We start from the raw sequence: 22,367 nt of genomic DNA on the forward strand, positions 1-22,367 counted from the left end.
GGAATAGGAAAATGAGTAAAAACATAACTCCAAAAGAGGCCTGGGAAATGGCAAAAAAATCCTCAGAAAATCCGGAGCATAAAAAAGACGGTGTAATGGCTTACGGAACATCGCTGGAAGACATGTCCCTGCTCTATCACGCGGCAACATCATTCAATCTTACGATTACTACCGTTAAATTAAATGGTCAGAACATTGAGATTACGGACGACATCAAGAAATTGAAGTTCCAGGACTGGAATGAATTTAAGAGCCATAAGATGATGCAAACAGCGGATACAAAGCTCATCAGATTTCCTTCCATACGTGAGCTCAATAGCCTTATAGGATTGAAGAAAGTAAAGAAACAGATAAACGACATTACAGACTTCCAGAAAGTCCAGAAAGCCCGTAAGAAGGCAGGACTTCCTGTTATAACGATGGGTCAGCACCTGGTATTTACAGGTAATCCAGGCACTGGAAAAACAACTGTCGCCCGTATTGTGGGAGACATATACCGGGAGCTTGGCTTGCTAGAAAAAGGCCATTTTGTAGAAATCGGCGGACGTGATCTGACGGGGCAATATCTTGGCGAGACCAATGTAAAAGCCAAGAAAATTATCGAAAGCGCTATTGATGGTGTTCTCTTTATCGACGAAGCCTATTCCCTCTGTGACAGTAACTCGTATAAGGACTACGGCGCGGAAGCCATTGCTGCCCTAATAAAATATATGGAAGACTATCGTGACCGCCTCGTTGTCATCGTTGCTGGTTACGACAAAGAAATGGAAGCTCTCCTGAACTCAAATCCCGGTTTAAAATCCCGGTTTAAAAACAAAATTGAGTTTCAGGACTATAACAGCGAAGAGCTCTGCGCGATGTTCAGGTTCTTTTGTGAAAAAGAAGCCTATCTTCTCGAACCCGAAACGGATAAGCAACTTAGGCAGCTTTGCCAGCACATTGATGCCAATAAAAATGAACAATTCGGAAATGGCCGGACAATCCGAAATGTCTTTGAAGCAGCGCTCATGAACCAGGCAAGGCGACTGGTAGCAGCAGGAAAGCGGCCAGATAAACAGAAGCTTCAGACCTTTAGTGCCGCAGACATACCAGCTCCTGAGGAGTTTGACTGGTAATTATCACTTTTCAGGACGCGAAGCCCGGAGCCGATATAGGCGGCATGGCAAACTCTTTGGCGTAAAGGGCTGCTTAAAGCAGCCCGCGCTCCGCCATCGAGACGACGGTCTCGCCGATTACGAAGTGATCGAGAACCCGGACGTCGATGAGCTCCAGCGCCTTCACCAGCCGTTCGGTGATCTTCACATCGGCCTGTGAGGGCTCGGCAATGCCGCTTGGGTGGTTGTGAGCGAAGATGACAGCGGCGGCGTTACAGGAGAGCGCATCCTTAACGACTTCGCGGGGATAGACACTGGCGGCGTCGATAGTACCCCGGAACAGCTCGCTGTGACGGATGATCCGGTGCCGGTTATCGAGCCAGAGCGCGGAAAAGACTTCATGCTCGTAGGCTCCGAGAAGCAGTTGCAGTTGCAGGCTTGCCGTAGCCGGATTGGTGACAGTGCTGCCTTTGGCAAAGTGCTCCCGGATGCAGTCACAGGCGACTGACATAAGCTCGTCTTGCTGCACATAGTGAGCGTGGCCGTCCAGATCGTGAATGATAAAGGTTGTACGGGTGGTGGTTTCGATAGACATGGTAGCTCTCCTGATCGCACCTGGTTGATGTGCGACCGGAAAAGCCGGGCGGATAAGTAACGGAATCCAGCCTGAGGCCGGAGCTGGCGCGGGTAACACGGGCGACAGGCCACACCGTCAGGCTCGGGCTGGATGCCGGGACGGCGCACGGTCACGATCGCACCTGAAATCAACCAGAAGCCGGTCAGGAGCACCGCAAACAAGGTCCGGACCACCACCCGTCTATACTGACTGTCATACGATCAGGCCACCGGAGAAAGCCCATGTGCAGTAGGCGCTGGTGTCATAGACGATGCCTTGACGCCTTTATGTCAGTGAAGGGCTCGGTATCCGCTCATCAAGATAAGCGTCTTGGCTTAGAAACGATCCTAAAGACTGACTAAGATAGGATACGATTAATAGAGTAGGATGCAGCGGCGTTGATACTCGTTTGATTTCAATCACATGCATATGATCTTTAACATGAGCTAAAGTTTAATATGTGATCGCATTTCTTGATCGAGCCTTGACTCGTTGCTAAATATAACTAAAAGTTATATCTCTACGACGTCGTTTCACATGGACCTGGGATATCATATTTGTAAGGGAGGAATAGATGAAAGAAAAAACCAAGTATAATATAAACTTAAAAGCTCACTTCGTAGGTGGATCAGACGGGTATTTCAGGCCTGAAAATGATCCTACTGCACAAAGCGCAATAGACGACGCCATAGCATTTATAGAGTCTCTTCCTGAAAAATATCAAGAGCCAGATATATATGCAGGGAGCACAAATGACCCTACAAGAATAGTTAGTGTGGGATGGAGTGATTTTTCAGCGGGAATGTTTGGAGTAAACATACTCTTCAAGGGAAACGAAAACTTCGTTGTCCGCTGGAGTAATCCGGATCGAACACGTTCATCAAAAACTGTATCGTCAATGGATGAACTAAAAAATATGAATATTCCTCAAATGATCGAGAACCTAAAAAATATCCGTCCTCCAATGCCAGGGGAACGACCTCTAGGGTAAAACATCAAGTACTATATGTGTTTTATACAGTTGTACGTGTCAAACCAGTTTTGGTATTCGTCGTAATCAGGAAGTCTACCTTGATTATGATCCATCATAAATTTTAATGTATTACACATGCAGCGTTCCCCTTGATTCTTTGCTGAAATCAAATCGGCGTCTCTTTCACTATCAAAAGCTTTCTGCCTGTTGGCAATATATCGATCTTCACAAGCCTGTGCTTCTCTATGTAATTGGCTTAATAAGGCCGCAGTCATCGTAGTAGAACAGAGCGCTTTCACATGTTCTGCGTTTTTAGCTTCATCAAGCAATAAAATTTCATCTGCACTGGCTCTGGCCTTATACTTATCTACAGCATCATTTGCACTTACCCTTTCTCTCTCCATCAACTGTTTTACGGATGCAGCAATGGAAAGTATGGATGACATAATAGTTAACGTGCTTCCCATGGTGGCTGGATCTAATACAGGCATAGTGATTTCCTTTTTTATTTAGTGGGTCCTTGTGGATAGCATAGAGCTTTCAGTCACCTCGGCACTTCCACCGGTTCCAGTACGAGAAATTATTGCTGTGGGCGCACATGCCGATTTAGCGGTAAGAATACCGCCTATCGAAACACCGTATTTGTACAAAGGCATAGCAAAATCCTTTTTTACTGTGTCTGACAGCTTAAGCCGATAGCAGCCGCCCGTGCCAGTTCGGTGCGGCAACAGCGGTAAGCAGGGATGGCAACGCCATCAATCCCTGTCCCGCAAGAGAACGAATAATGCAGAGTTACCGTTCATGGTTAAGATCAGGTATAGCAAAAACCCACGAGAGCGCCAGTTTGCAGCGATAGATCAGAATAAGGAATTCCGGTAGAGACCGGAAATGCCGATGGATTAGAGCCGCCTCTTCAGGCTCCGGACGATACGCCGCAGGAAAGCTTTGCGCCGGTAGAACGGCAGCCTCAGTTCGTCCCGGTGAATTTTGACATCCTTCGGAGCATCGACGGTCAGCCTGACCTTGCCGCCGGATACCTGAGAGACAGTGACGGTGATGTTATCCCCGATCAACAGGGCTTCATTCGCACGGCGGGTAACGGTAAGGGCCATAGCCTGCCTCCTTGCAGTGATATGGGAATGATCCGGATCAGTATACACCGCCATGCCGAACAGGGAATGACGGTGAAAAGCCGCATTACGCGGCTTTGTCTTTGCCCTCCTGCAATCTGTAAAGGTAATTCACGGCCCGCTGAGCGTGGGCGGCGGCGTGGAAGATAGCGCGTTTGTCGTCTTTCAGGACTTTGAGCCAGGAGCCGATATAGGCGGCGTGGTCTTCACGATCTTCGAGGGCCAATCCCAGATCGGCGCAAAGGAACGCTGCACCGAGTTCTGCGACCAGCTCTTCCTGGGCATAGCCTTCATCGCCCCATTTCTTGCGTCCGAAGTCGCGGTCCAGCCTGCTTTCATGGCGGGTCCAGTGGGTCATCTCATGGGCCAGCGTGGCGTAGTAGCTTTCGGCGTCTCGGAAGGCCTCGATATGCGGGAGCTTGATATGGTCCTGCCCGATGGCGTAATAGGCCCGATCCCCGCCGTTGTGGATAGATGCGCCGGTCGCGGCAAAGAATTGATCGGCATGGTCGATACGCTCTACCGCCTCGCCTGCCGGTTCCGGCTTGTCGTAGTATTCATCGGCAAGCCCTTCGATCTGTTCGACATTGAAGACGGTGTAGCCTTTCATATAGGGGATTTGCAGCTCGACCTCCTCGCCGTTCTCGTTCTCCTCGGTGCGCTGCAAGGTGTTCGCGTAAACGACGAGTGAGCCTTTTTCGCCTTTGATGACATGGCCGCCGAGCTCCTTGGCCTGCCGGAAGGTCATCCAGATGGATGAGGTAAAGCCCTGATCCATGCTGCTGGCCCAGAGGGAGAGAATGTTGATGCCCTGATAGGCCTCTCCGTTATGACGCTTGGGGAGAGCGATACGGCCTTCTATGTTTCCGGCGCTCCAGGGTTTGGTCCAGCTTTTCACGCCCTTTTCGAGGTCGGCAATGATCCGGTCTGTGATACGGGTATAGACATCGTTTTGATGGGATGTGGTGCGTTTCATGACAAGTCTCCTTTTTGGTTTTGCGAGAGTGCAAAACGGGGAAGACTTGCCGGGGGAACCGAGAGGACCGGTCACGGGAGTTGGCGCGGCGCGCAGGTGAAACCGAGCACACGGACCCTTGACCGGTCCTCGCCACCGGCCAAAGTGCCCCGAACTCTCGCACTGCTATCCAAAAAGGAAAGACGCGGGCAAAACGCGAAGAACCACAGCCGGAAGATCAAAATGAGGGGATTTCTATACCCGCCATACCGGAGCATCGACAATCAGAGAAGGGAAAAGACCAGGCCCTGAATTGGAGAGCAGGATGGAAGGCCATCCCTCCGAACTTCCAGTCATAAGAGGCCGGAAGACAGGTAGTGTCCTTTCCTTGCCAGACAGATCAGGCCTCAATCCAGCCACCGACCGTAAGCAAAGCCATGAGCGGCCATGCCTTCATAGAAGATCACGCGGGAGAGTTTTCGTTTGCAGACAGACAGGCGCACCGGGACAGACGGCGCGGGAGAGCATCTTCATTAGCCCCGATCATTACACCGGCTTTGTAGTCGATCAGAGCATCCAGCCTGCGAATACACAAGACGGAGCCTGCCGTTCAGGCGAGCGGTTTTAAGAGCGTCATCAGGACCTCCATGCCATTCGAGACATAGCGACGGCCTCACGTCCTTTCAATCGGGGATGTTTGCTGCATGACATCCGGGTTTTCGCAAGGGGCAAGCCCCTCCTCCTCTATCGTTACGGCCTTTTGAGCCGAAAAGGTGCCAAAAACGCCATCCCATACATCTGACACCGCCTCCATGAAAGGTCGCGACCGGCGCGGCCTCTACCGCAATGGAGGTAAAAATGATGAAGCTTATGACCGTCTTCGAACTGGCAGTCCGCAGTGATACCGAGCTGCAAGCGATTGCGAAAGACGCTTTTAACGAACTGGCCCGCAGTGAAGAGCACTCTGCCGACCGGCACAATGCCCTGGCCACACTGGAAAACGTGCGCCGCGTGATGCGTTCAAGAATGCCAAGGCCTTAGGCAGGCCCTGGCATCTTGTACTTGCGGTACAGAGGAAGGAGTTACGGTAACTCCCGGTCTAGCAATGCCACGACATCTTCCGGCAAATATGTTCTGGGACAGTCATATCCGAACCTCACGCCGGAGTCCTCGTCCGGGATCAGCTCTGTACCGTCCTTCCTGATCGAAGCTATGACGGTGTTGTGCATCCCCCAGCTATGGACTTCGATTTTATATCCGGCCTCGGTCAGAACGGCTTCGACCTGCCATGTCTCGATCTGGCCGTCGCCGTCATTGAAGCCGAACTTGTCGAACGCCTCTTCCCAGAGCCACTCGTACCGGCCACCGCACGTATCGCATTCCGTTACTGGCATTGCTCCTGTCCTTTCCCTATAGCTTTGTTGATGACGGACAGGGACTTTTGGAATTCAGCCTCCCAGGCAGCATCACTCACCTCATGCGTAACGAGGTTGGTTTCCACAAGCTCGGCTAAATCCTCCAGTGCATCCAGTAATTCCGGAGCCATTGTTATCAGGCGGATGTTCGCATCAACCTGTTCGGACAGGTTCCGATGGCCGACGGCCCCACAAGAGCCTTTCAGGTCGAAGACCAGCTCTTCTCGGCCTTTTTCATCAAGGGCTGTGACGATGCAATGGTCGGGAATAAACCGCCAGGGACCAGGTGTATGCTTTCTCATTACGCACCTGCCTTTCTTACGGTCTCTGTGGCCAATGCGTTTAGCCGCTCTCTTATGTCGTTGGTTAGTAATGTCATTGTTCCGTCTCCTTTCATTCGGTTTCTCAAGACGCTGGAAACGGAAAGACGGGCGTATAAGCCGTAGGATCACCCGTCAGGGGGAACGGCCAACACGGTCGCCGCAGACCGCAAGGCGCGGCGAGCGGTGCGGGCAGGCCGTTGATCCTACGGCGCGCCCGTCTCGTGATGCGTCAAACTTGAGAAAGACCGAAAAAGGAGTGCGGGGCAGAAGAGATGACCGGAAGACAGACCGGGCTATCGACCCAGCATGACGCCGAAGAGTTTGATTGCGTTACAGGACAATCATGTTAGGTTACTTTCTGAACAGCGCACGTACCGGAGGTATGGAACGCCATGATCAAATTCATCATTGGAGGCCGACAGGTCACGCCGGGAAATTTCGGCGATGCGGTTATGCAGTTCGCGCTCGAACAGATCAGGGAACATATTCAGACAGCAGTGGGGTCGATACGTGATCCAGATACCGGCGAGTTCCCCACTATCGTGGTCAGAGGGAACAGCCTGGACGATCTGAAAATGCATGTCGAAGGCTCACAGGAAATGATCGCGCTCGTCAGTGAACGTCTGGGGCTCACGGGCAGCGACGAAGAAGAGCAGGAGCACGACATGGCTAAGGAACCGAAAGTATTTTTGTCCTACACCTCGGATGATGCCGAGCAGGCCGGAAAGATTGCGGAAGCGTTGATGGCCAATGGCATCGACACCTGGTGGGACAAGTGGTGTATCGGCGCGGGCGACAGCCTCCGGCAGAAGATCGATCAAGGTCTGGCCGAATGTACACACTTCCTCGTTCTGCTGACACCGCAGTCGATCCGCAAGCCCTGGGTCAATCAGGAAATGGACGCAGGGCTGGTCCGGAAGCTCAACGACGAATGTCAGTTTCTGCCGGTACGGCACGGACTTCCTGCCTCGGAACTCCCTCCCCTGCTTGCCGGGTTACATTCGCCCGAGGTGGTGGATGAAGAGTATATCCAGCAGCTCGTCAACGACATTCATGGCGTAAGCCTGAAACCGCCGCTCGGCCCGAAGCCGAAGCATGTTGCAAACGCTGCCGAAGCTAAGACGAAATACTCTCCGGCAGCCACAACAGTTGCGGGGCTATTCGTTGAGAAGACAGAAAACGGTATGTTTGCTGACCCACAGTACCGGCTTGAAGCACTGGTACAGGCAACAGGACTTACCTTTCCCGATCTAAAGGACGCGCTGTTTGAGCTGTCTGATTTCCTGAAGGAGTCGCACGGCACGGTATTGGTCCAACCCTCGCTGTTCACCGAATTCGACCGGTATTGGAAAGAGTGGGACGCAGCAGACGATGCGCTACGGCTGGCAGCAGATATTGCCAACGATCCGGCCTTCCCGTCAGCCTGTAATGAGATTGCCGATAGATACGGCTGGGAACCCCGCAGGCTCAATCCGGCCATCACGTATCTCTTAGACCGGGGCATGTTGGCCGATTATAAGGTGCTGAACTCTAAGCCTTTCGTGACAGCCAAGGTCGTCGGAAAGGAAGACCCCATACGCCGCTTCGTGAAGAGCAGGCGTTGAACGGTTAGATGTCAACGCGCCGGACCGATCCACGATCCGGCGTTAGCTGGACGGTCACATCAGTCTACTTCTCGCGACTTCGACGTACTCCGGCTCCATATCGATGCCGATATAGCGACGGCCAAGCTGCTTGGCAGCCAGCGCCGTCGTTCCGGAACCGCAAAACGGATCGATCACCAGATCACCGGGCCGGGAAAAGCTCTCGATCAATGGCGCTATCACCTTGACGGACTTCTCTGTCGGGTGAAGCCGGTTGCCGGTGTAATCCCAGGGCTGCACATCTTGCAGCGGGTGGGCCGGTCGTTCGGGATAGCCCTTAGCCAGCAGATATGCCTGTTCATGCCGGTATCCCAGAAAACCTTTTGCAGATGCGTAGTTCTTCTGCCAGACGATATGGCCCACGGGCCGGAACCCGGCCTTCTTCCAGGCTGACATGAAGGTCTCGACGTGGTTCCAACCGTAGAAGGATACACAGAGGCTGTCATCTTTGAGCACACGATAGATTTCCGTGAACGAAGGCTCGACCCACGCGCTGTCCACATCGTTCTTAATGGAACGGCCTTGACGATCCTTGTATCCGACCAGATAAGGCGGATCGGTCACTACAAGATCGGCGTAACCTTCCGGGATACCGCGCAAGACATCAGCACAAGCGCCCTCAATGATTTGATTGCATGGCGACGTTGGCGATGACGGGCTGGAGAGCGAACGGGCCAAGGCCTCACGCTCCTCGTTTTTTGGCGCATACCAGTGCCTCTTCTGGGCGGACCAGCGAAAGCCGTTGGATTTTAGCCTGTACAGAATGTGATCGGCAGGCCTTGCAGCGAAGCTGATATCGATACTGCCGAATTCCGGGTTGATGTTAGTGTTCACGTCCATGTTTCTATCTCCTTTTTCCTGGATGTCCTTTAACCGCGAAGGAGACGATCAGGCCGGGAGCCCGTGTCCAGGGGGGCGGTGCGGCCCGCAGCCGTATAACGGCGAGGACACGGCCCCTGTACGCGGACGGAAACCGGCCTGATACGAAGCGGATGATTAAAGGACACCGGAAAAGGAGAGGCACTGGAACGCCGGACGGGAACAGCGGCAATTCCGGTTAGCAGGGAATATTTAAGTAAGGCCGGATCAGATGTCCGGCCTTCTTACATACGAAATCAGGTCAGATTTCGAGGTCGGCCAGTGGGTACACCAAAGCTACCAATGGTAGCCTCAGGAGGTATACCCCATCATTCCATCGACATCAGTGGCCTTGATGTACTTGGCCGGAGCTTCGATGCCGGAAGCTATCTCTTCGAAATGCTTCTCACCGCATTTGATCTTCGCACCTTCGGCGTGGCGCAAGTCACCCCACCATGTACTGCCCTTGGTCTCGACAACGAAGTATAGTTTTTCTTGGCCCTCATCATCTAGAACAACGGCCCAGTCCGGATTGTAGGTTCCGAGCGGTGTCGGCACCTTGAACCACGACGGCAGCTTGGCGTAAACCTTGACCTTCTCGTTCTTCTCCAGGTCCTCCGCGAAGGTCTTCTCGACACCGGCAGAGTCATAGACAACATGGGTGTAGACAGACTTCTGTGTCTCCAGCGTGTTCTTCAGGTATCCTTTCAGCTCCTCTTGCTGAAAAAGCTCCTGGGCGTAGAAGTGTTCTTCCCCGATCTTCCGGTACTTGATCCCGTCCACCAGAGCCAAACGCTTGGTCCGGTTGATGGACTCCGAACAGTAATCGATAAATTGCTGCGGATTCCGCTTGAAGTCTTCCAGCCGCATGCTGTCACGAAGGATTTGGACGATGCTCTTTCGTGTGAGCTGGGTCTTGTCCTGCAAATCGGTAATGATGTCCGGAAGCTCGATATCGTCCTCATGGAGCGTGGTGTAACCGGACGCTGAAGTCTCGTCGGCTGTCACACCGCCCTTCCCTATGGCTATATCGGCTTTCCGGAACTGCGCCCGCGTCTTTGTGATCGGCGGGCAGTCACGAATGGCCTCGGCACAATCGGCTATCAGCTTGTCGTTATCAAACTCGACGCGATAGGTGGTCTTATACTTGATGCGTTCCCAGAGCGCCTTGAACTCTTCACTCTGAAGGACCGCCTCGCGGGTCCGGATAACGCGGCGGTCATCGGCATTCTTGATGTCCAGCTTACCGGCAAGCTTACGAAGCACGGCCTGCACATCAACGGCAATGGCCTCGGCCTGCTCATGGCCATGCTGATCGGCAAGCTCCTGCTTGATCTCGTCAGGCAGAGCAAACGAGCCGTCTTTGATAGCGGCTCTCAAGGTGTCCTGGACCTTACCCTTGGCATCAACGAAGCCCTCCTCTTTCAGGAACTTCCATATCTTCTCGGATTGCTCGACACCAAGGTTGGATACCTGGCCTTTGTCATCCACGGTCTTGATCGTGGCGAACTGGTGCTGCTCGACAATACCGAAGCGGATGCCAGTGTCCTCCTCGATCTCTTTCTGGAGGTTTTCCGCGAACTGTTCGTAGTTTTCAGTGGCAATGACAGTCAATGTATTGATGTCGTTACCGCGTAAACGTATACCATCCTGGTTAACGCACAGGCGCAAACCTCGCCCGAGCGTTTGCCGTCTTTCCCGTTCGCTGCCCATATCCCGGAGGGTGCATATCTGGAAGACGTTGGGATTATCCCAGCCTTCCTTCAGCGCCGAATGGGAGAAGATGAACTTCAGTTTTGTATCAAAAGACAGTAGCTTTTCCTTGTCCTTCATAATCAGGTTATAGGCACGCTCGGCATTGTCCTTATTCAGCTGATTATTTTCGGCAGTATCAACAGACTTACCTTTTTTATCGATAGAAAAGTAGCCGTCGTGAATTTCCCCTACGTCCGTATTAAGGTCGATTTCACCAAAGAGGCTTTGATAGTCGGCTGACTTGGCAAGCTGCCGGTACTCTTCCTCGAACATTAGGGCGTATTTACCCTTAACGGGGTTTCCATCTTCATCGTACTGCCGGTAATGCTGCACACTATCAATGAAAAAGAGGCTCAGGACCTTGATCGGCTGTTTATTGGCCGCAAAAGTCAATTCCTTGTCCAAATGTTCCTTTAGCGTACGGCGGATCATCATGCGCTTAACCGCATCCGGATCAACACCACCAACAGCATCTCCAGGTCTTAGCACTTCATCAAATCCACGGCCCTTGACCTCAATGGACTCATTGTCTTTGCCGCATGTAATCGTTCCGATCTGTATATCTTCGTAGATGACACGATTAGCGATCTGCTCCAGGTCGTCACCGTCTTCGACCGTCAGGATTTCAGGCCGGATGTTCTTGCCGCGCTGGACATCGATCTCGATCTTGGCCGTGATTGATCCCTTCTGGTTATGTGTAGATATCAGGCGGACATAGGGCTTGTTATGCCCTCCGTCGATCTCAAGAGAGGCAACTTCAATCTGCTTCACAAGTCCACGCTCATAGGCATCCACCGCATCAAGGCGATACGTCATGTGGTGCTTATCAAGATGGGTCGCGGAATAGCGCAACGTGCAAAGCGGCTTCATTAAACTAAGGGCCTCTTTGCCTTTACCGGTCAGCCCCCCGTCAACGCTCTGCGGCTCATCGACGATGATGATAGGGTTAGTTGCTCGTACCAAATCAATCGGCTTCTCACCACCAGTATTTTCGTTTTCCTTATAGAGGTTATTTACCTCTTTCTTGTTAATGGCCCCAACGGTTGTAACCATAATCTGGATGTTAGAACTGGTGGCAAAATTGCGTACCTGCCCTAGCTTAGAGGAGTCGTACTGGAAGTATTCATACCCCTTTGCTTTCGGGTAAAGCCCTTCAAAGTGGTCCTGCGTGATCTGGAGTGTTTTATACACACCTTCCTTGATCGCCACCGACGGCACAACAATGACGAACTTGGAAAAGCCATAGTTCTTATTGAGTTCGAAGATTGTACGAAGATAGACGTAGGTCTTACCGGTCCCCGTCTCCATCTCGACGGTAAAATCGCCACTCGCCAGGCTCTCCGACGGACGAAGGCCGTTAGCGAGCTGGATGGCCTTCAGGTTCTCCAGAATCTCCTCATCAACGAGCTTTAGGCGGTTGCCGATGCCCAGAGAATTTTCGTCAAATCCCAGTGAGGCCTGCGGACTGGCTTCGGTTCGATACGTCACCGTAAACTCAGACCGGGATATCTCCTGCCCCTTGAACAAGCCCACCACCGACTCAACAGCGGATTGCTGGTAATCCAGATCATCTTCAAAATGCAGCTTCATGAAAGCTCTCCTTACAAGCTGCGAACATGGCTGATGCCGTTCTGCTCAAGAATGGCGGCCATGTTGGTTTTTGAAACGTCATCACGGAACGCACTGTCACGGAAAAAGACGTGAGTATCGGAGCTTGGGGACAACTCCGCCTTCCAATCCAAAATCCCTTGCGCTATGCCTTCCACTTGCTCACGGCTTATAGATTCATCCAGGCAAGCAAAGAGGACACCGTAGCCGATGGAATAGATACTTTTTCCACTAACTTCGCGGCTCTCAATCGGAACAGCAAGGTCCACACCACGCTTCAGGAGCAGCTCATATAGGACGTCTTGCTCCGTGCGACCTTCAATTAAGTGTTCTTCATGAGAAAGAAGACTTTCCTCTAGATCAGAATGATCCGGATTCCAAACGCGGATGTTTGAATTTGAAAGTTTAAAAATCTTAAAGCCTTTATCAATACCTGCGCTATCAGGTAGCGAATCTATACATTTTCTAATACGCGTTAAACCTAACTCAGTAATCGAATCAAAGCTTGATTTCTCTCCGGCAGGCTCGGGTAGTTGAACTGCAATATATCTTCTATTACCAGCATCCTCGATATTTTGTTGCATAACAGCATCAGATGATGAGCATGAGCCCGCAAAAAAATCTAAGACAATATCGTTCTCATTAGGCCTTGTAGCTGCCTGTATAAGAGTTCTAATTAAACGAACAGGCTTTACTGTATCAAAACCATGCTCATCACCAATCAAACCATTCAAATATGTTTTTCCTGCCTCTGAAGTAGAAGACCACTCAGAGTCCATATAACAGTAGAGTGGTTTATGCTCAGCCCCCTCTTCATCTTCAAAATACCTCCTAAATGGAGTTCCATCCTTAAACTCAATATAACCTTCGCGATTAAGTCGATTTATCTCGTCCTCTCCAGCTTGCCATCTTTGACCTTCTGGAGGCGTGTAATCGCCTAGCGAGAAACTCATAGTTGTTCGTTTACTCGCTCCTCTATTTGACTTAAGAATGGTAGTTAAACGATATCTTCTGCCGTTTATCTCATGCGGATAAGTTCTTTCACTGCCCGTATAAATTGGGCTAAACGCCCCAGGAAATTCTTTTTTCTGATATACAAGGACGTATTCAATTTCTTTTTGTGGCCTATATTTTGCCTCACCAACATTTACAGGCTTCACACGAGCTTTCCATGTGATATTACCTATAAAATTATCCTCGCCGAAGATATCATCACATATCACTCTCAGATGAGCCTGCTCAACATCATGAATAGAAATAAAGATAACTCCATCTTGCGCTAATAATGACTTCGCCAATTTAATTCTTGGATACATCATGTTTAGCCAATTGGTATGTTTCCTACCAGTCGTTTCGGTATTAGATGAGAACTTTATCCCCTCATCGTCAATCTGTCCGGTATATTTCAGATAGGTATTTAGATTCTCTTGAAAACGATCCGGGTAAATAAACTCTTTACCAGTGTTATAGGGAGGATCGATATAGATCATCTTGACTTTATTAGCATAGCTCTTCTGAAGGAGCTTCAGCACCTCAAGATTGTCGCCTTCGATAAACAAATTCTGCGTTGTATCCCAGTCTACACTTTCTTCCGGGCAAGGCAGCAATGTCCCGGTAGAGGGTGTCAATGCGATCTGCCTAGCCTTCTTCTTTCCATGCCAGTTCAGCCCGTATTTCTCTTCACCTTCATCCAAAACAGCAGCATCACCAAGCAACTGACGCAGGGTATCGAAGTTCACTCCCCCTTCAGAGAAGGCATCAGGGAAAAGCTCTTTCAGCCTTTCGATGTTCTCTGAAACCACGTCCAGACTTTGTCCATCCTCAAACTTAACTTGTTCCATCATGCCACCTTTTTAAAAATCTTATAAATTCGGCTAAATTAAAGACTGCCTTTAATGGCGGACATCTGGTCTTTAATCTGTTTAATCTCGGTATTGAGGTGTATCTGACGCCCCATCTGCTTTTCTTTCTTCAGCTTATTGGCGAGCTCCGCTTTTTTAACCTCAAGCCGCTCCAGCTCTTTAAGCTTCACAAGTCTATCAACCGGCTCCGCTTTTTCGGCATTTTCCAACATGAATAATCCACTGTGTACGGCACAGTTTATGGCTATAACACGCTCGGTAAATGATTTGTAGAATTCCCAGAAATTTTTAAAGGAAAGGTTGTTGATAGATAGACTTTGTAGAAAATCAGACTCTTCATTTGATTGCTCTTGAAGGCTTATCCAGTCTGTAAAAACGGTATCTTCGATGACCCATTTCTCCTTATCGGCCTGATTGATCCGCTTATCAGAAAGACTGAAACACAGTAAATCATTACCTTCGATGTTATTGGCGAAAATTAATACCAGAGGGTACGGAATCGAGCGCTGCATAAAACCGGCAATACGCTTAATCCGCGTATGGTTGCTCAACTCAACCAGAAGGATCGCCACCTCTTCATATTCGCGGATGGAATCCTTATATACAGGGATATTGATCGTGCCGGGTTTGAGTGTATACAGCCAGCGAATCTTGCTTACATCATCCTTCAGACAGACTTTGTCGGTTGCATCCAATGCTCCCATATCAAGGAACATCTTTTTGTAAACCGGCTTGTTAAGCTGGCACGATGCCGGAACTTGCAAACTGTCCAGAAAACTTTCTAGGTTATGAATATCCATTTCTCACCCTAACTAATCGAGAAGTACGAGATAGGAAACGACTGCAAAGTCTTCTATCCCCTGACTACTGGTGGCAGTCAGCACTGTTCCGCCTTTGGCAAACAGGCTTTGAACGCCTTTTTCTTCGCTCTTACCGGCAATGCTGTCCACGGCAACGGCCAGCAAGTGCTGATAATGCTCCATGTCGGCCCCGTTTTTCGTGGCCGCGTTGAGCTCTTTCGCTGCCACATCATCAACATCATGGGCCATAAAGGCCTGACGCTTCATCAAATCCAGCACCTTCTTACTCTGGGTAAAATTGAGCTGGATGTCTGCATCGTCGGTAACGTAGACGAGAAAATACGGTGATAGCGGATAGTTATCATCCACCTGAACGGCTTCGCGCCCTGTCCTGATGTTCTTCAGGCAGAAGATGACACCCGGCTCAAGGCCATCCGCTTTCAGCTCGTCATCAAGCTTGATCGTGGCAAACAGTCCAAGGGGCGCTTTCTCAAGGTTCTGCTTTTCAGTCTTGAGGTAGCCCGACAAGTCCATGCGGAAATCGTTAAGCGTCAGGTCGGTAATGGAGACACCGCCAGTCATGTCTTCCAAGTCAACAACCGTATCCTTGAGCTGTTGCAACTGCTTGCGGCGGTACTCCAGATCGTTCATCTCCTTGGCATTTTCGTCAATGACGTTTTCTTCACCTGTAGCGGAGATATCGAGCAGTACCATGCGCCCTGAGACCCTGGCCTCCAGGTTGATATACTCGTCCAACTCCATATTCGGCCAGAAGTTGATAAGCTGGATTTGGGTGTTCTTTGATCCCAGCCGGTCAACACGGCCAAAACGCTGGATAATCCGGACGGGGTTCCAGTGGATGTCGTAGTTTATGAGGCTGTCGCAATCCTGTAGGTTCTGGCCTTCACTGATACAGTCCGTAGCGATCAACAGGTCGATTTCCTGTGTCGCATCAGGGTCAATCTTGGCGCGCTCTTTTGATACCGGCGAGAAGGCCGTCAGAAGGTTGTTCAGGTCCGACCCAAGCCCGCTAAGCGTTGTCTTGTTCGTTCCTGTACCTGTTATCAATGCGCTATGGATGCCAAGCTCTTTCGACGCACAACCGGCAAGATTGGCGTATAGGTACTGTGCGGTATCGGCAAAGGCAGTAAAGATGATGAGTTTCTTGTTGCCTGGGTTAAGCGGATTCTCTGCCTTCCGGGCAATGGTCATCTTGAGCTGTTGTAACTTCGCGTCCCTATCCGCCGTCACCTGCTTGGCATCCTCAAGGATGCTTTCGAGCAATAGATGATCCGCTTCGAGCTCCTGCCTGAAACGGATCAGGTCCATGTCCTGCAACAGCACTTTGGTTTTATTACCGATCAGGAATGGCTCGAACTCCGGCGTATCCATTTCGATGTCCTGAATCTCCTCAATGTTCAGGGCATCAATGTCGCCTTGCTCATGTCCCTCGATTTTGGCGAGTAGAGCATCGACCTGAGCAAGAAGCTTTTCAACGGTCAGGGAGAAGGAATGAATCGAGCTCTCCATGCGCTTCAACAGGTTCACCCGCATCAAGTGGATCAGGCTTTCTTCACGGTCGATTTGCTTGAAGACGCCCTTGCCCGCGCCTACAGCCTTATCGTAACGGCGCGCATACTCTTCTTTCTTGTCGTTACGAACAAACTTGAGGGGAGAGTAACCGGCCAGAGATAGCCGCCGGATCGTCTTGTTGACCTCTTTGAGCGGCGGAAACTCATTGGACAGATCGATATCCGCATAGATATTGACCGGCTTAAGCCGCGTCGGGAATTTCCCGATGTCGGATGTGCCGTAGTATTTCTCAATGTGCTTACGCGAGCGGGCAATCGTGACGACATCCAGCAGCTTGAAGTAATCAAAGCTCATGCTGTCCAGCAAGGTGGCTGTCGTACGGTTTTCCACAGGCTCATTGAGCCACGAGTTGAACTGCCGCTGGGCAAGCCGCAATGTGCTTTCAATGTTCTTGATCCCGACACCCTGAAAAGCGTCGTCCTGGCCTTCGGTGATGAAAGCGATCTGGTTCTTCAGATCGTTCATCCGGTTGTTGACCGGCGTCGCAGACAACATCAGGACTTTGGTTTTAACGCCTGATCGAATGATGTCATCCAGCAATCGCTCGTAGCGGGTTTTGCCTTCGGCCTTGTTCGGGTTGTTCCTGAAGTTGTGGGACTCATCAATGACGATGAGGTCGTAGTTACTCCAGTTCAGGGTTTCGAGATTGATCTCCCCTGAATATCCCTTCACGCGGCTGAGATCGGTGTGATTCAGTACATCGTAGTTGAACCGGTCACCGGCAAGCAGGTTCCGCTTGTCATTGATCGTGTACATTGTCCAGTTGTCGCGCAGCTTCTTGGGACAAAGCACCAGTACACGGTCGTTGCGGAGCTCGTAGTATTTGATAACGGCCAGGGCTTCAAACGTCTTACCAAGACCGACACTATCGGCGATGATGCAGCCGTTGTGCTTTTCAAGCTTGTCGATGGCGCCCAGCACACCATCTTTCTGGAACTTGTAAAGCTTGTTCCAGACAGTCGTGTCCTTGAAGCCGGTTTTGGTTTTGATGATATTCTCTTCATCTATATCTTCCAGGAAATCCTTGAAGATGTTGTAAATCGTCAGAAAATATATGAAATCTACTGGCTGGTCCGCAGCGATGAAATCCAGTTGCCGGATCAAATCGGCCTTGATGTCCTTTACCGCCGTCTCGTCAGTCCAGATCGAATTGAACCAGCCTAGAAGCTGCTGGCTTGTCTCCGGATCGCTGATACCTGTATTCATTTGAAAGCGGTCGGACTGTACTTCACCTAAACCAACGGGGCTGAACGTTGCACTACCATGCACCGCAAAATCCGGCTCATCGGTATTCTGTATATGAAACAGGTTTTGATTGCCCTGATTCAGTCCATGGGAAGCTTTGACTTCAACCTTATCGGATAACCATTTGGCGCACTCCTGGGCAATGCGCTTCTGATCCAGCTTATTGGTAAGCCGTAATTCTTTTTCGGAGCCTATGAGGGATTGCAGGTTCGAATGCGGCCAGTCAGTCAGCAACAACCGGACATTCGATGTCTTTGAAAGCTCTTTCTTGAGGACAGAAAAGCCATAAAGCGTGAATAACGCAGACAGCACGGACAGTTTCGAGCCTTCATAGGCGTGAGCCTTGAGCTCCGTTCCCACATAGCCGCTATTCTTGTTATCCAATAACATTGTCTGCTTCCCTATTTCTTGTGACCGGCTTTACTTTCTTCAATCCAGGCATCGATATCGGATTGTTTGAAGCGCCAGCTCCCTCCTACCTTGAACCCAGGCAACTTACCCTCAGCCGCCAGCCGGTAGGCTGTCTTCTCCGTCAACTTGAGGAAGTCAGCGACCTCCTTGATGGTCAATATTTGTTCAGCCATTGCTTCCCCCAACCTAGACAATTGGGAGAATATGGGAAAATTAGGGAAAGGACAACCGGAAAGCCGGTACATCGCCTTGTTTAGCAGACAGGTATGTATAGCTATGCGAGCCTCAACGGCTCCCTTCCTCTCATTCCTACCACAATTTTCGCCACAAATTTGCCACAAGCAGAAAAAGAACACTTCAGACAATGGCAGATTAATGCGGGTTACCGAGGACACATATTTTGTGGCAAAAACAGCCAAAAAGGCCCGTTTTTTGTCATATTATTAATCTAAGTGATTGTTTTTATTATGGCGCGCCCGGAAGGATTCGAACCCTCAACCTCCTGATCCGTAGTCAGTATTTTATTCAAGTAAATTAGATACTTAGACCATGCCAGCCACAAATTTGCCACATCATTTCTGATTTCGGTTACGCGCGAGCATTCCGGTAGAGCCTTTCTGGGCCTGCTCGACCTTTTCAATCAGATGTCCGTACACGTCAAATGTAGTGGAAATATTGCTATGCCCCATAAGGGTCTGGATGCGTTTCAGATTGCATCGCTCTTCAATCAGAATGGACGCATAGAAATGACGTAGCGCGTAGGGATTATATTTCGGACGCTCATATTCCCTTCCACTTTCTGTTACCGTTTCCATCAATCCGGCCTCTTTCGACAGCGACCTGAAGCAGAGCTTCCGCCAGTTATCGACCGTCTGCCACCGTCCCGACTCAGTGGGAAACACAAGGTCATACTTGTTGGGGGCGGCGTGATGGTCTCTATAGTGGCGTACCATGTCGAGTACATCAGGGCTAATGTCGATGAAACGGCGCGATGCAGGAGTCTTCGGCACAGAGAGGACGCCATTGCGTTCGACAGCGCGCTCCACCTGTACGCCGTTATCGAGAATGTTCGCGCCCGCAAGCGCCAAATATTCCTGCGGCCTCATGCCTGAATCGACGGCAAGATAGACCATCGGTCGATAACGTTCCCATGTCCGAGCGATCTGCCTGTTCTTGCTGTTCGCCAGACGGTCAGCGGCGGCAAGAAGCTCCATGATCTCATCGAATGTCGGAATTTCGATGGGCTTTTTATAGCGTGTCGAGCCTTTGACAGTAATACCGGTTGCCACATTGCTGGTGACATAACCGCGCAAACACATCTCGTTCAAGACGGCTTGAAAACAGGATAGCGTTTTACGAGCAAGGTACCGACTTTGGGTCTTAAGCAACCACGACCTGAATTCCACGATTTCCGTGCTGCTCAGATCGCCAAGAGGTGCTTCCCACGAAAAAGCCTTCATAATATTGCTGAGATAAACGTAGTTCTCGTATGTGTATGCCGTTACAGGGTCTCGCCCGCCCCGGCCTTCTGTAGCACAAATCCGAAGCCAGTCGTCAATCGCTTCGGTAACAGCCTTATCTTCCTTGCCAGACTTCTCGGCCAGGCTCCCAAGATTCTCGGTAAAGGTACGCGCTTCCTTCATTGTGTTGAATGTTTTGAAGGAATAGCCGGATTTTGTTGACGGGCATGGATATCTAACCTGATAGGTTATTCCCTTTTTTCCTGTCCTTTTCCTTATATCAGCCATGATTCGTCATAAAACACTCAGCTTTTATCGTCAAACAATTTCTTAAGGTTCCCCGGTTTAACATGTGAGTTCTTCGCCGCCTCAACCTGACATTCGTTATATATCGCCAGAATCGTTCCCTTTTCGATCCGTAGTTTCTTATCAATAGGGTCAACAAAGAATGGAAGTTTTCGCCGCCCGGTAGCATCTTTGTCTGCGGCCCTCTTAATCTGCCGATCATTCAGCTCAATGCCTATATCAGCCAGTACCTGCTGCGCCTGTTTTAATGTCAAAAAGCATGGATTTTTCATGCGCCCTCTCTATTCATAGGTAAAAGCCAGACCATCCACATCTATACACTACAATTTAAATTCATCGGCGGCGCTGCGGTAAGGGCCGTCACTGAAAACTTTATCAACCCTCCGCCCGGAGTGATTACGAGGAACAACCTCATCGCCAAAGCCATTGGTTGGATGCAGATACAGGGTCGCCCCCTTTGAGTAGCGAATGGCAAGGTCCTCTTCGACATCATTCAGCTTCTCGAACAGGGCCTGCCTGACATCCGCGATTGTCATTTCACCACGGATTTTTATTTGCATGGGAGCCTTCTTTCTATGAGCCGTAAAAAGCCCATACATCTATGGTTTTACATAAATGGTTAATATTTAGTTAACAAACAAGTAAAAACGGCAGAATCAAGCCATTTATGAGCTTTTTAATTACAAATACCAAAATATTCACGGATTTTTACTTATCGTTTTAGTTGCGAATAGTCGGATTTATTTCATAAAGATACAAAATAGCTCATAGCATTCGGACATAGGCTACACGACATAACGAGGACAGCACGAGGAGCGGCCCACTCCCTGTATGAAAAAATTCTGTCATGGCATAAACCAGCAAAAGGAGGATCAAGCCATGACCGGTGCTTATTTATCTACTCACGACTTACGTGATCGGTATCGCTGTTCTTCGCGGACAATATTCCGCCGCATGAACAGAGCCGAAAATCCCTTCCCCAAACCATGCATCAAGCAGTCAGGGGCATGCAATCTCTGGAACAGAGAAGATATCCTGCAATGGGAAGAGAGAGAGAAACAACGGACAGCGGATGCCACGTGAGCGCTACCCTGTCAAAATTTCAGAAAGTCTTTTCCACCACGCGTCATATGCCTCTTTCTGCTCCGGCAGGTAATCATAGTGATCATACACCTGCCACGTACCAGGCAGACGATGGCCTAAAATGATTTCGGCAATATGAGGCTCAGTCAGCGAAGACAGGTTGGTTCTGGCTGTTTTCCTCAGGTCGTGGATAGACCAATGCTTCATTTCATAGTCTTTGTGGCGGCGAAGCCACTGCATGATGTTGTACGGTAGAGCCAAGGGCGCACTTTGCCCCATAGGCTCATTTGTACCGCTGTTGTTGAACAGATACTTCCCTCTTCCGCTCAAAGCCATCGCCTCTTCAATGAGGGGCTTCACCTCTTCAATGATCGGACGCAGTAGCGGCTTACCCGTCGTTTTTCCTAGCTTGTGATTTTCCGGCGGCACGGTCCATACCATCGTATGCAGATCAAAATGATCTTTCTCGCTAAGTCGTAGCTCACCGTTACGGCAACCGAAAACGAGACACAGCTTCACATAGAGTTTGTTCTTCGCCGACATGCGGGACTCATCGACTGCCTGCCAGACATACCGTATCTCTTCATCTGACAAAGACCGGCTTCCGGCAACATTCTTGATCTGCAAATCTTCTTTGGCATTGATTTCAGCGAGCGCGTTGGAAGAAAGCAGCTTGCGTTTTACAGCCCATTTCAGCATTTGCTTGCTGTTGGTGAGAAGACGATCCGCGATACCGGGACGTTTTTGAGCCAGAGCTTCCAGCAACTCAAGCCACTGGTGCAGGGTAATCTTGTCGGCAGGCAGCTTGCCGAGCTCAGGCAGTATATGAATTTCAAAGCTGCGCTTTATGTCATGATGGCCCTTCTTATTTCTCTTGCAGTAGGCCTCATACCACTGCAAGAAGAGAGCCGTCAGGGAAACCGCATCGGCAATTGACTGCTTCTCAAGCTGGCGGATGATCCTGGGATCATGCCCCTGCTCATGTTCTTTCCTGAGCCGTTGGTTCTCATCCCTGGCTTCCTTCAGGGTCATTAGAGGGTAAGAGCCCAGATCAAGGCGCTGGAGCTTCTTGTTGTACCGGTAACGCATCTGGAAGACGATCTTCCCTTTCGGCGTTACACGGACGCTCAGACCGTCACGGTCTGCCTTCTCCATGCGTATCGGCCTTTCCTTCCCGCTATTGGCTTTCAGCCAGCTATCCGAAAGTGCCATGAGGCATACCCCCGCATGATGCTGT

At 50.3% G+C, this 22,367-nt stretch carries 20 protein-coding genes; 4 read left to right on the plus strand and 16 right to left on the minus strand.

Annotated elements, in window-relative coordinates:
- Nucleotides 1-11 precede the first annotated feature (11 nt).
- Complete coding sequence (locus MRS74_RS00110) at nt 12-1,115, plus strand: AAA family ATPase (RefSeq protein WP_254578237.1); 1,104 nt, start codon at nt 12-14, stop codon at nt 1,113-1,115.
- Between the two features lie 73 nt (nt 1,116-1,188).
- Here MRS74_RS00110 and radC read toward each other — a convergent pair whose 3' ends face one another.
- Nucleotides 1,189-1,689 (minus strand): RadC family protein, encoded by a 501-nt coding sequence (radC, locus tag MRS74_RS00115; protein WP_254578238.1) that lies wholly within the window; start codon nt 1,687-1,689, stop codon nt 1,189-1,191.
- 595 nt (nt 1,690-2,284) lie between these two features.
- Here radC and MRS74_RS00120 point away from each other — a divergent pair.
- Nucleotides 2,285-2,701 (plus strand): hypothetical protein, encoded by a 417-nt coding sequence (locus tag MRS74_RS00120; RefSeq protein WP_254578239.1) that lies wholly within the window; start codon nt 2,285-2,287, stop codon nt 2,699-2,701.
- An 11-nt stretch (nt 2,702-2,712) separates the two neighbouring features.
- Here MRS74_RS00120 and MRS74_RS00125 read toward each other — a convergent pair whose 3' ends face one another.
- The 3 genes from MRS74_RS00125 to MRS74_RS00135 form a co-directional block, all read right to left on the minus strand.
- Nucleotides 2,713-3,174, minus strand: a complete 462-nt coding sequence (locus MRS74_RS00125) for a hypothetical protein (RefSeq protein ID WP_254578240.1) — start codon at nt 3,172-3,174, stop codon at nt 2,713-2,715.
- A gap of 408 nt (nt 3,175-3,582) precedes the next feature.
- Nucleotides 3,583-3,795, minus strand: coding sequence for a carbon storage regulator (locus MRS74_RS00130; RefSeq protein WP_254578241.1), 213 nt, complete (start codon nt 3,793-3,795; stop codon nt 3,583-3,585).
- 85 nt (nt 3,796-3,880) lie between these two features.
- Nucleotides 3,881-4,789 (minus strand): ArdC family protein, encoded by a 909-nt coding sequence (locus MRS74_RS00135; protein ID WP_254578242.1) that lies wholly within the window; start codon nt 4,787-4,789, stop codon nt 3,881-3,883.
- An 837-nt stretch (nt 4,790-5,626) separates the two neighbouring features.
- Here MRS74_RS00135 and MRS74_RS00140 point away from each other — a divergent pair.
- A complete protein-coding gene (locus MRS74_RS00140; protein ID WP_254578243.1) occupies nt 5,627-5,809 on the plus strand; it encodes a hypothetical protein in 183 nt (60 codons plus the stop codon).
- A 41-nt stretch (nt 5,810-5,850) separates the two neighbouring features.
- Here MRS74_RS00140 and MRS74_RS00145 read toward each other — a convergent pair whose 3' ends face one another.
- Together MRS74_RS00145 and MRS74_RS00150 are read right to left on the minus strand one after the other, a co-directional pair.
- Nucleotides 5,851-6,162 carry a hypothetical protein gene (locus MRS74_RS00145; RefSeq protein WP_254578244.1) on the minus strand — a complete coding sequence of 104 codons (312 nt, stop codon included), beginning with the start codon at nt 6,160-6,162 and terminating at the stop codon, nt 5,851-5,853.
- Entirely contained in the window at nt 6,153-6,485 is a 333-nt protein-coding gene (locus MRS74_RS00150) for an XkdD/Y8K6 family phage-associated protein (protein ID WP_254578245.1), read from the minus strand. Before MRS74_RS00150 ends, MRS74_RS00145 begins: the two co-directional genes overlap by 10 nt.
- A 413-nt stretch (nt 6,486-6,898) precedes the next feature.
- On the opposite strand from MRS74_RS00150, the gene MRS74_RS00155 reads away from it, so the two are divergent.
- On the plus strand, nt 6,899-8,110 hold the full coding sequence (locus MRS74_RS00155) for a toll/interleukin-1 receptor domain-containing protein (protein ID WP_254578246.1): 1,212 nt from the start codon (nt 6,899-6,901) through the stop codon (nt 8,108-8,110).
- Nucleotides 8,111-8,164: 54 nt separating this feature from the next.
- On the opposite strand, the gene MRS74_RS00160 is transcribed toward MRS74_RS00155, so the two are convergent.
- From MRS74_RS00160 to MRS74_RS00205, 10 genes are all read right to left on the minus strand, one after another.
- Entirely contained in the window at nt 8,165-8,989 is an 825-nt protein-coding gene (locus MRS74_RS00160; protein ID WP_254578247.1) for a DNA methyltransferase, read from the minus strand.
- A gap of 330 nt (nt 8,990-9,319) precedes the next feature.
- Nucleotides 9,320-12,352, minus strand: a complete 3,033-nt coding sequence (locus tag MRS74_RS00165) for a type III restriction-modification system endonuclease (protein ID WP_254578248.1) — start codon at nt 12,350-12,352, stop codon at nt 9,320-9,322.
- Between the two features lie 11 nt (nt 12,353-12,363).
- Entirely contained in the window at nt 12,364-14,211 is a 1,848-nt protein-coding gene (locus tag MRS74_RS00170) for a site-specific DNA-methyltransferase (protein ID WP_254578249.1), read from the minus strand.
- Nucleotides 14,212-14,249: 38 nt separating this feature from the next.
- Nucleotides 14,250-15,032: a DUF4391 domain-containing protein gene (locus tag MRS74_RS00175; protein ID WP_254578250.1), complete on the minus strand. Its 783-nt coding sequence runs from the start codon at nt 15,030-15,032 to the stop codon at nt 14,250-14,252.
- 12 nt (nt 15,033-15,044) lie between these two features.
- Complete coding sequence (locus MRS74_RS00180; protein ID WP_254578251.1) at nt 15,045-18,260, minus strand: helicase-related protein; 3,216 nt, start codon at nt 18,258-18,260, stop codon at nt 15,045-15,047.
- An 11-nt stretch (nt 18,261-18,271) separates the two neighbouring features.
- A complete protein-coding gene (mads1, locus tag MRS74_RS00185; protein WP_193054396.1) occupies nt 18,272-18,454 on the minus strand; it encodes a methylation-associated defense system helix-turn-helix domain-containing protein MAD1 in 183 nt (60 codons plus the stop codon).
- A 399-nt stretch (nt 18,455-18,853) separates the two neighbouring features.
- A complete protein-coding gene (locus tag MRS74_RS00190) occupies nt 18,854-20,029 on the minus strand; it encodes a tyrosine-type recombinase/integrase (RefSeq protein ID WP_254578252.1) in 1,176 nt (391 codons plus the stop codon).
- Nucleotides 20,030-20,046: 17 nt separating this feature from the next.
- Nucleotides 20,047-20,319: a hypothetical protein gene (locus MRS74_RS00195; RefSeq protein WP_254578253.1), complete on the minus strand. Its 273-nt coding sequence runs from the start codon at nt 20,317-20,319 to the stop codon at nt 20,047-20,049.
- A gap of 48 nt (nt 20,320-20,367) precedes the next feature.
- Nucleotides 20,368-20,607: a hypothetical protein gene (locus tag MRS74_RS00200; protein ID WP_254578254.1), complete on the minus strand. Its 240-nt coding sequence runs from the start codon at nt 20,605-20,607 to the stop codon at nt 20,368-20,370.
- 526 nt (nt 20,608-21,133) lie between these two features.
- Nucleotides 21,134-22,342, minus strand: coding sequence for a tyrosine-type recombinase/integrase (locus MRS74_RS00205; protein WP_254578255.1), 1,209 nt, complete (start codon nt 22,340-22,342; stop codon nt 21,134-21,136).
- Between the last annotated feature and the right edge of the window lie 25 nt (nt 22,343-22,367).

This window comes from Marinobacterium sedimentorum (assembly GCF_024267675.1).
Taxonomy (GTDB): domain Bacteria; phylum Pseudomonadota; class Gammaproteobacteria; order Pseudomonadales; family Balneatricaceae; genus Marinobacterium_A; species Marinobacterium_A sedimentorum.

Bases quoted from the DNA above. Each gene is read 5' to 3' on its own strand.
- MRS74_RS00110 (WP_254578237.1), top strand. From the start codon at position 12: ATGAGTAAAAACATAACTCCAAAAGAGGCCTGGGAAATGGCAAAAAAA.
- radC (WP_254578238.1), bottom strand. From the start codon at position 1,689: ATGTCTATCGAAACCACCACCCGTACAACCTTTATCATTCACGATCTG.
- MRS74_RS00120 (WP_254578239.1), top strand. From the start codon at position 2,285: ATGAAAGAAAAAACCAAGTATAATATAAACTTAAAAGCTCACTTCGTA.
- MRS74_RS00125 (WP_254578240.1), bottom strand. From the start codon at position 3,174: ATGCCTGTATTAGATCCAGCCACCATGGGAAGCACGTTAACTATTATG.
- MRS74_RS00130 (WP_254578241.1), bottom strand. From the start codon at position 3,795: ATGGCCCTTACCGTTACCCGCCGTGCGAATGAAGCCCTGTTGATCGGG.
- MRS74_RS00135 (WP_254578242.1), bottom strand. From the start codon at position 4,789: ATGAAACGCACCACATCCCATCAAAACGATGTCTATACCCGTATCACA.
- MRS74_RS00140 (WP_254578243.1), top strand. From the start codon at position 5,627: ATGATGAAGCTTATGACCGTCTTCGAACTGGCAGTCCGCAGTGATACC.
- MRS74_RS00145 (WP_254578244.1), bottom strand. From the start codon at position 6,162: ATGCCAGTAACGGAATGCGATACGTGCGGTGGCCGGTACGAGTGGCTC.
- MRS74_RS00150 (WP_254578245.1), bottom strand. From the start codon at position 6,485: ATGAGAAAGCATACACCTGGTCCCTGGCGGTTTATTCCCGACCATTGC.
- MRS74_RS00155 (WP_254578246.1), top strand. From the start codon at position 6,899: ATGATCAAATTCATCATTGGAGGCCGACAGGTCACGCCGGGAAATTTC.
- MRS74_RS00160 (WP_254578247.1), bottom strand. From the start codon at position 8,989: ATGGACGTGAACACTAACATCAACCCGGAATTCGGCAGTATCGATATC.
- MRS74_RS00165 (WP_254578248.1), bottom strand. From the start codon at position 12,352: ATGAAGCTGCATTTTGAAGATGATCTGGATTACCAGCAATCCGCTGTT.
- MRS74_RS00170 (WP_254578249.1), bottom strand. From the start codon at position 14,211: ATGGAACAAGTTAAGTTTGAGGATGGACAAAGTCTGGACGTGGTTTCA.
- MRS74_RS00175 (WP_254578250.1), bottom strand. From the start codon at position 15,032: ATGGATATTCATAACCTAGAAAGTTTTCTGGACAGTTTGCAAGTTCCG.
- MRS74_RS00180 (WP_254578251.1), bottom strand. From the start codon at position 18,260: ATGTTATTGGATAACAAGAATAGCGGCTATGTGGGAACGGAGCTCAAG.
- mads1 (WP_193054396.1), bottom strand. From the start codon at position 18,454: ATGGCTGAACAAATATTGACCATCAAGGAGGTCGCTGACTTCCTCAAG.
- MRS74_RS00190 (WP_254578252.1), bottom strand. From the start codon at position 20,029: ATGGCTGATATAAGGAAAAGGACAGGAAAAAAGGGAATAACCTATCAG.
- MRS74_RS00195 (WP_254578253.1), bottom strand. From the start codon at position 20,319: ATGAAAAATCCATGCTTTTTGACATTAAAACAGGCGCAGCAGGTACTG.
- MRS74_RS00200 (WP_254578254.1), bottom strand. From the start codon at position 20,607: ATGCAAATAAAAATCCGTGGTGAAATGACAATCGCGGATGTCAGGCAG.
- MRS74_RS00205 (WP_254578255.1), bottom strand. From the start codon at position 22,342: ATGGCACTTTCGGATAGCTGGCTGAAAGCCAATAGCGGGAAGGAAAGG.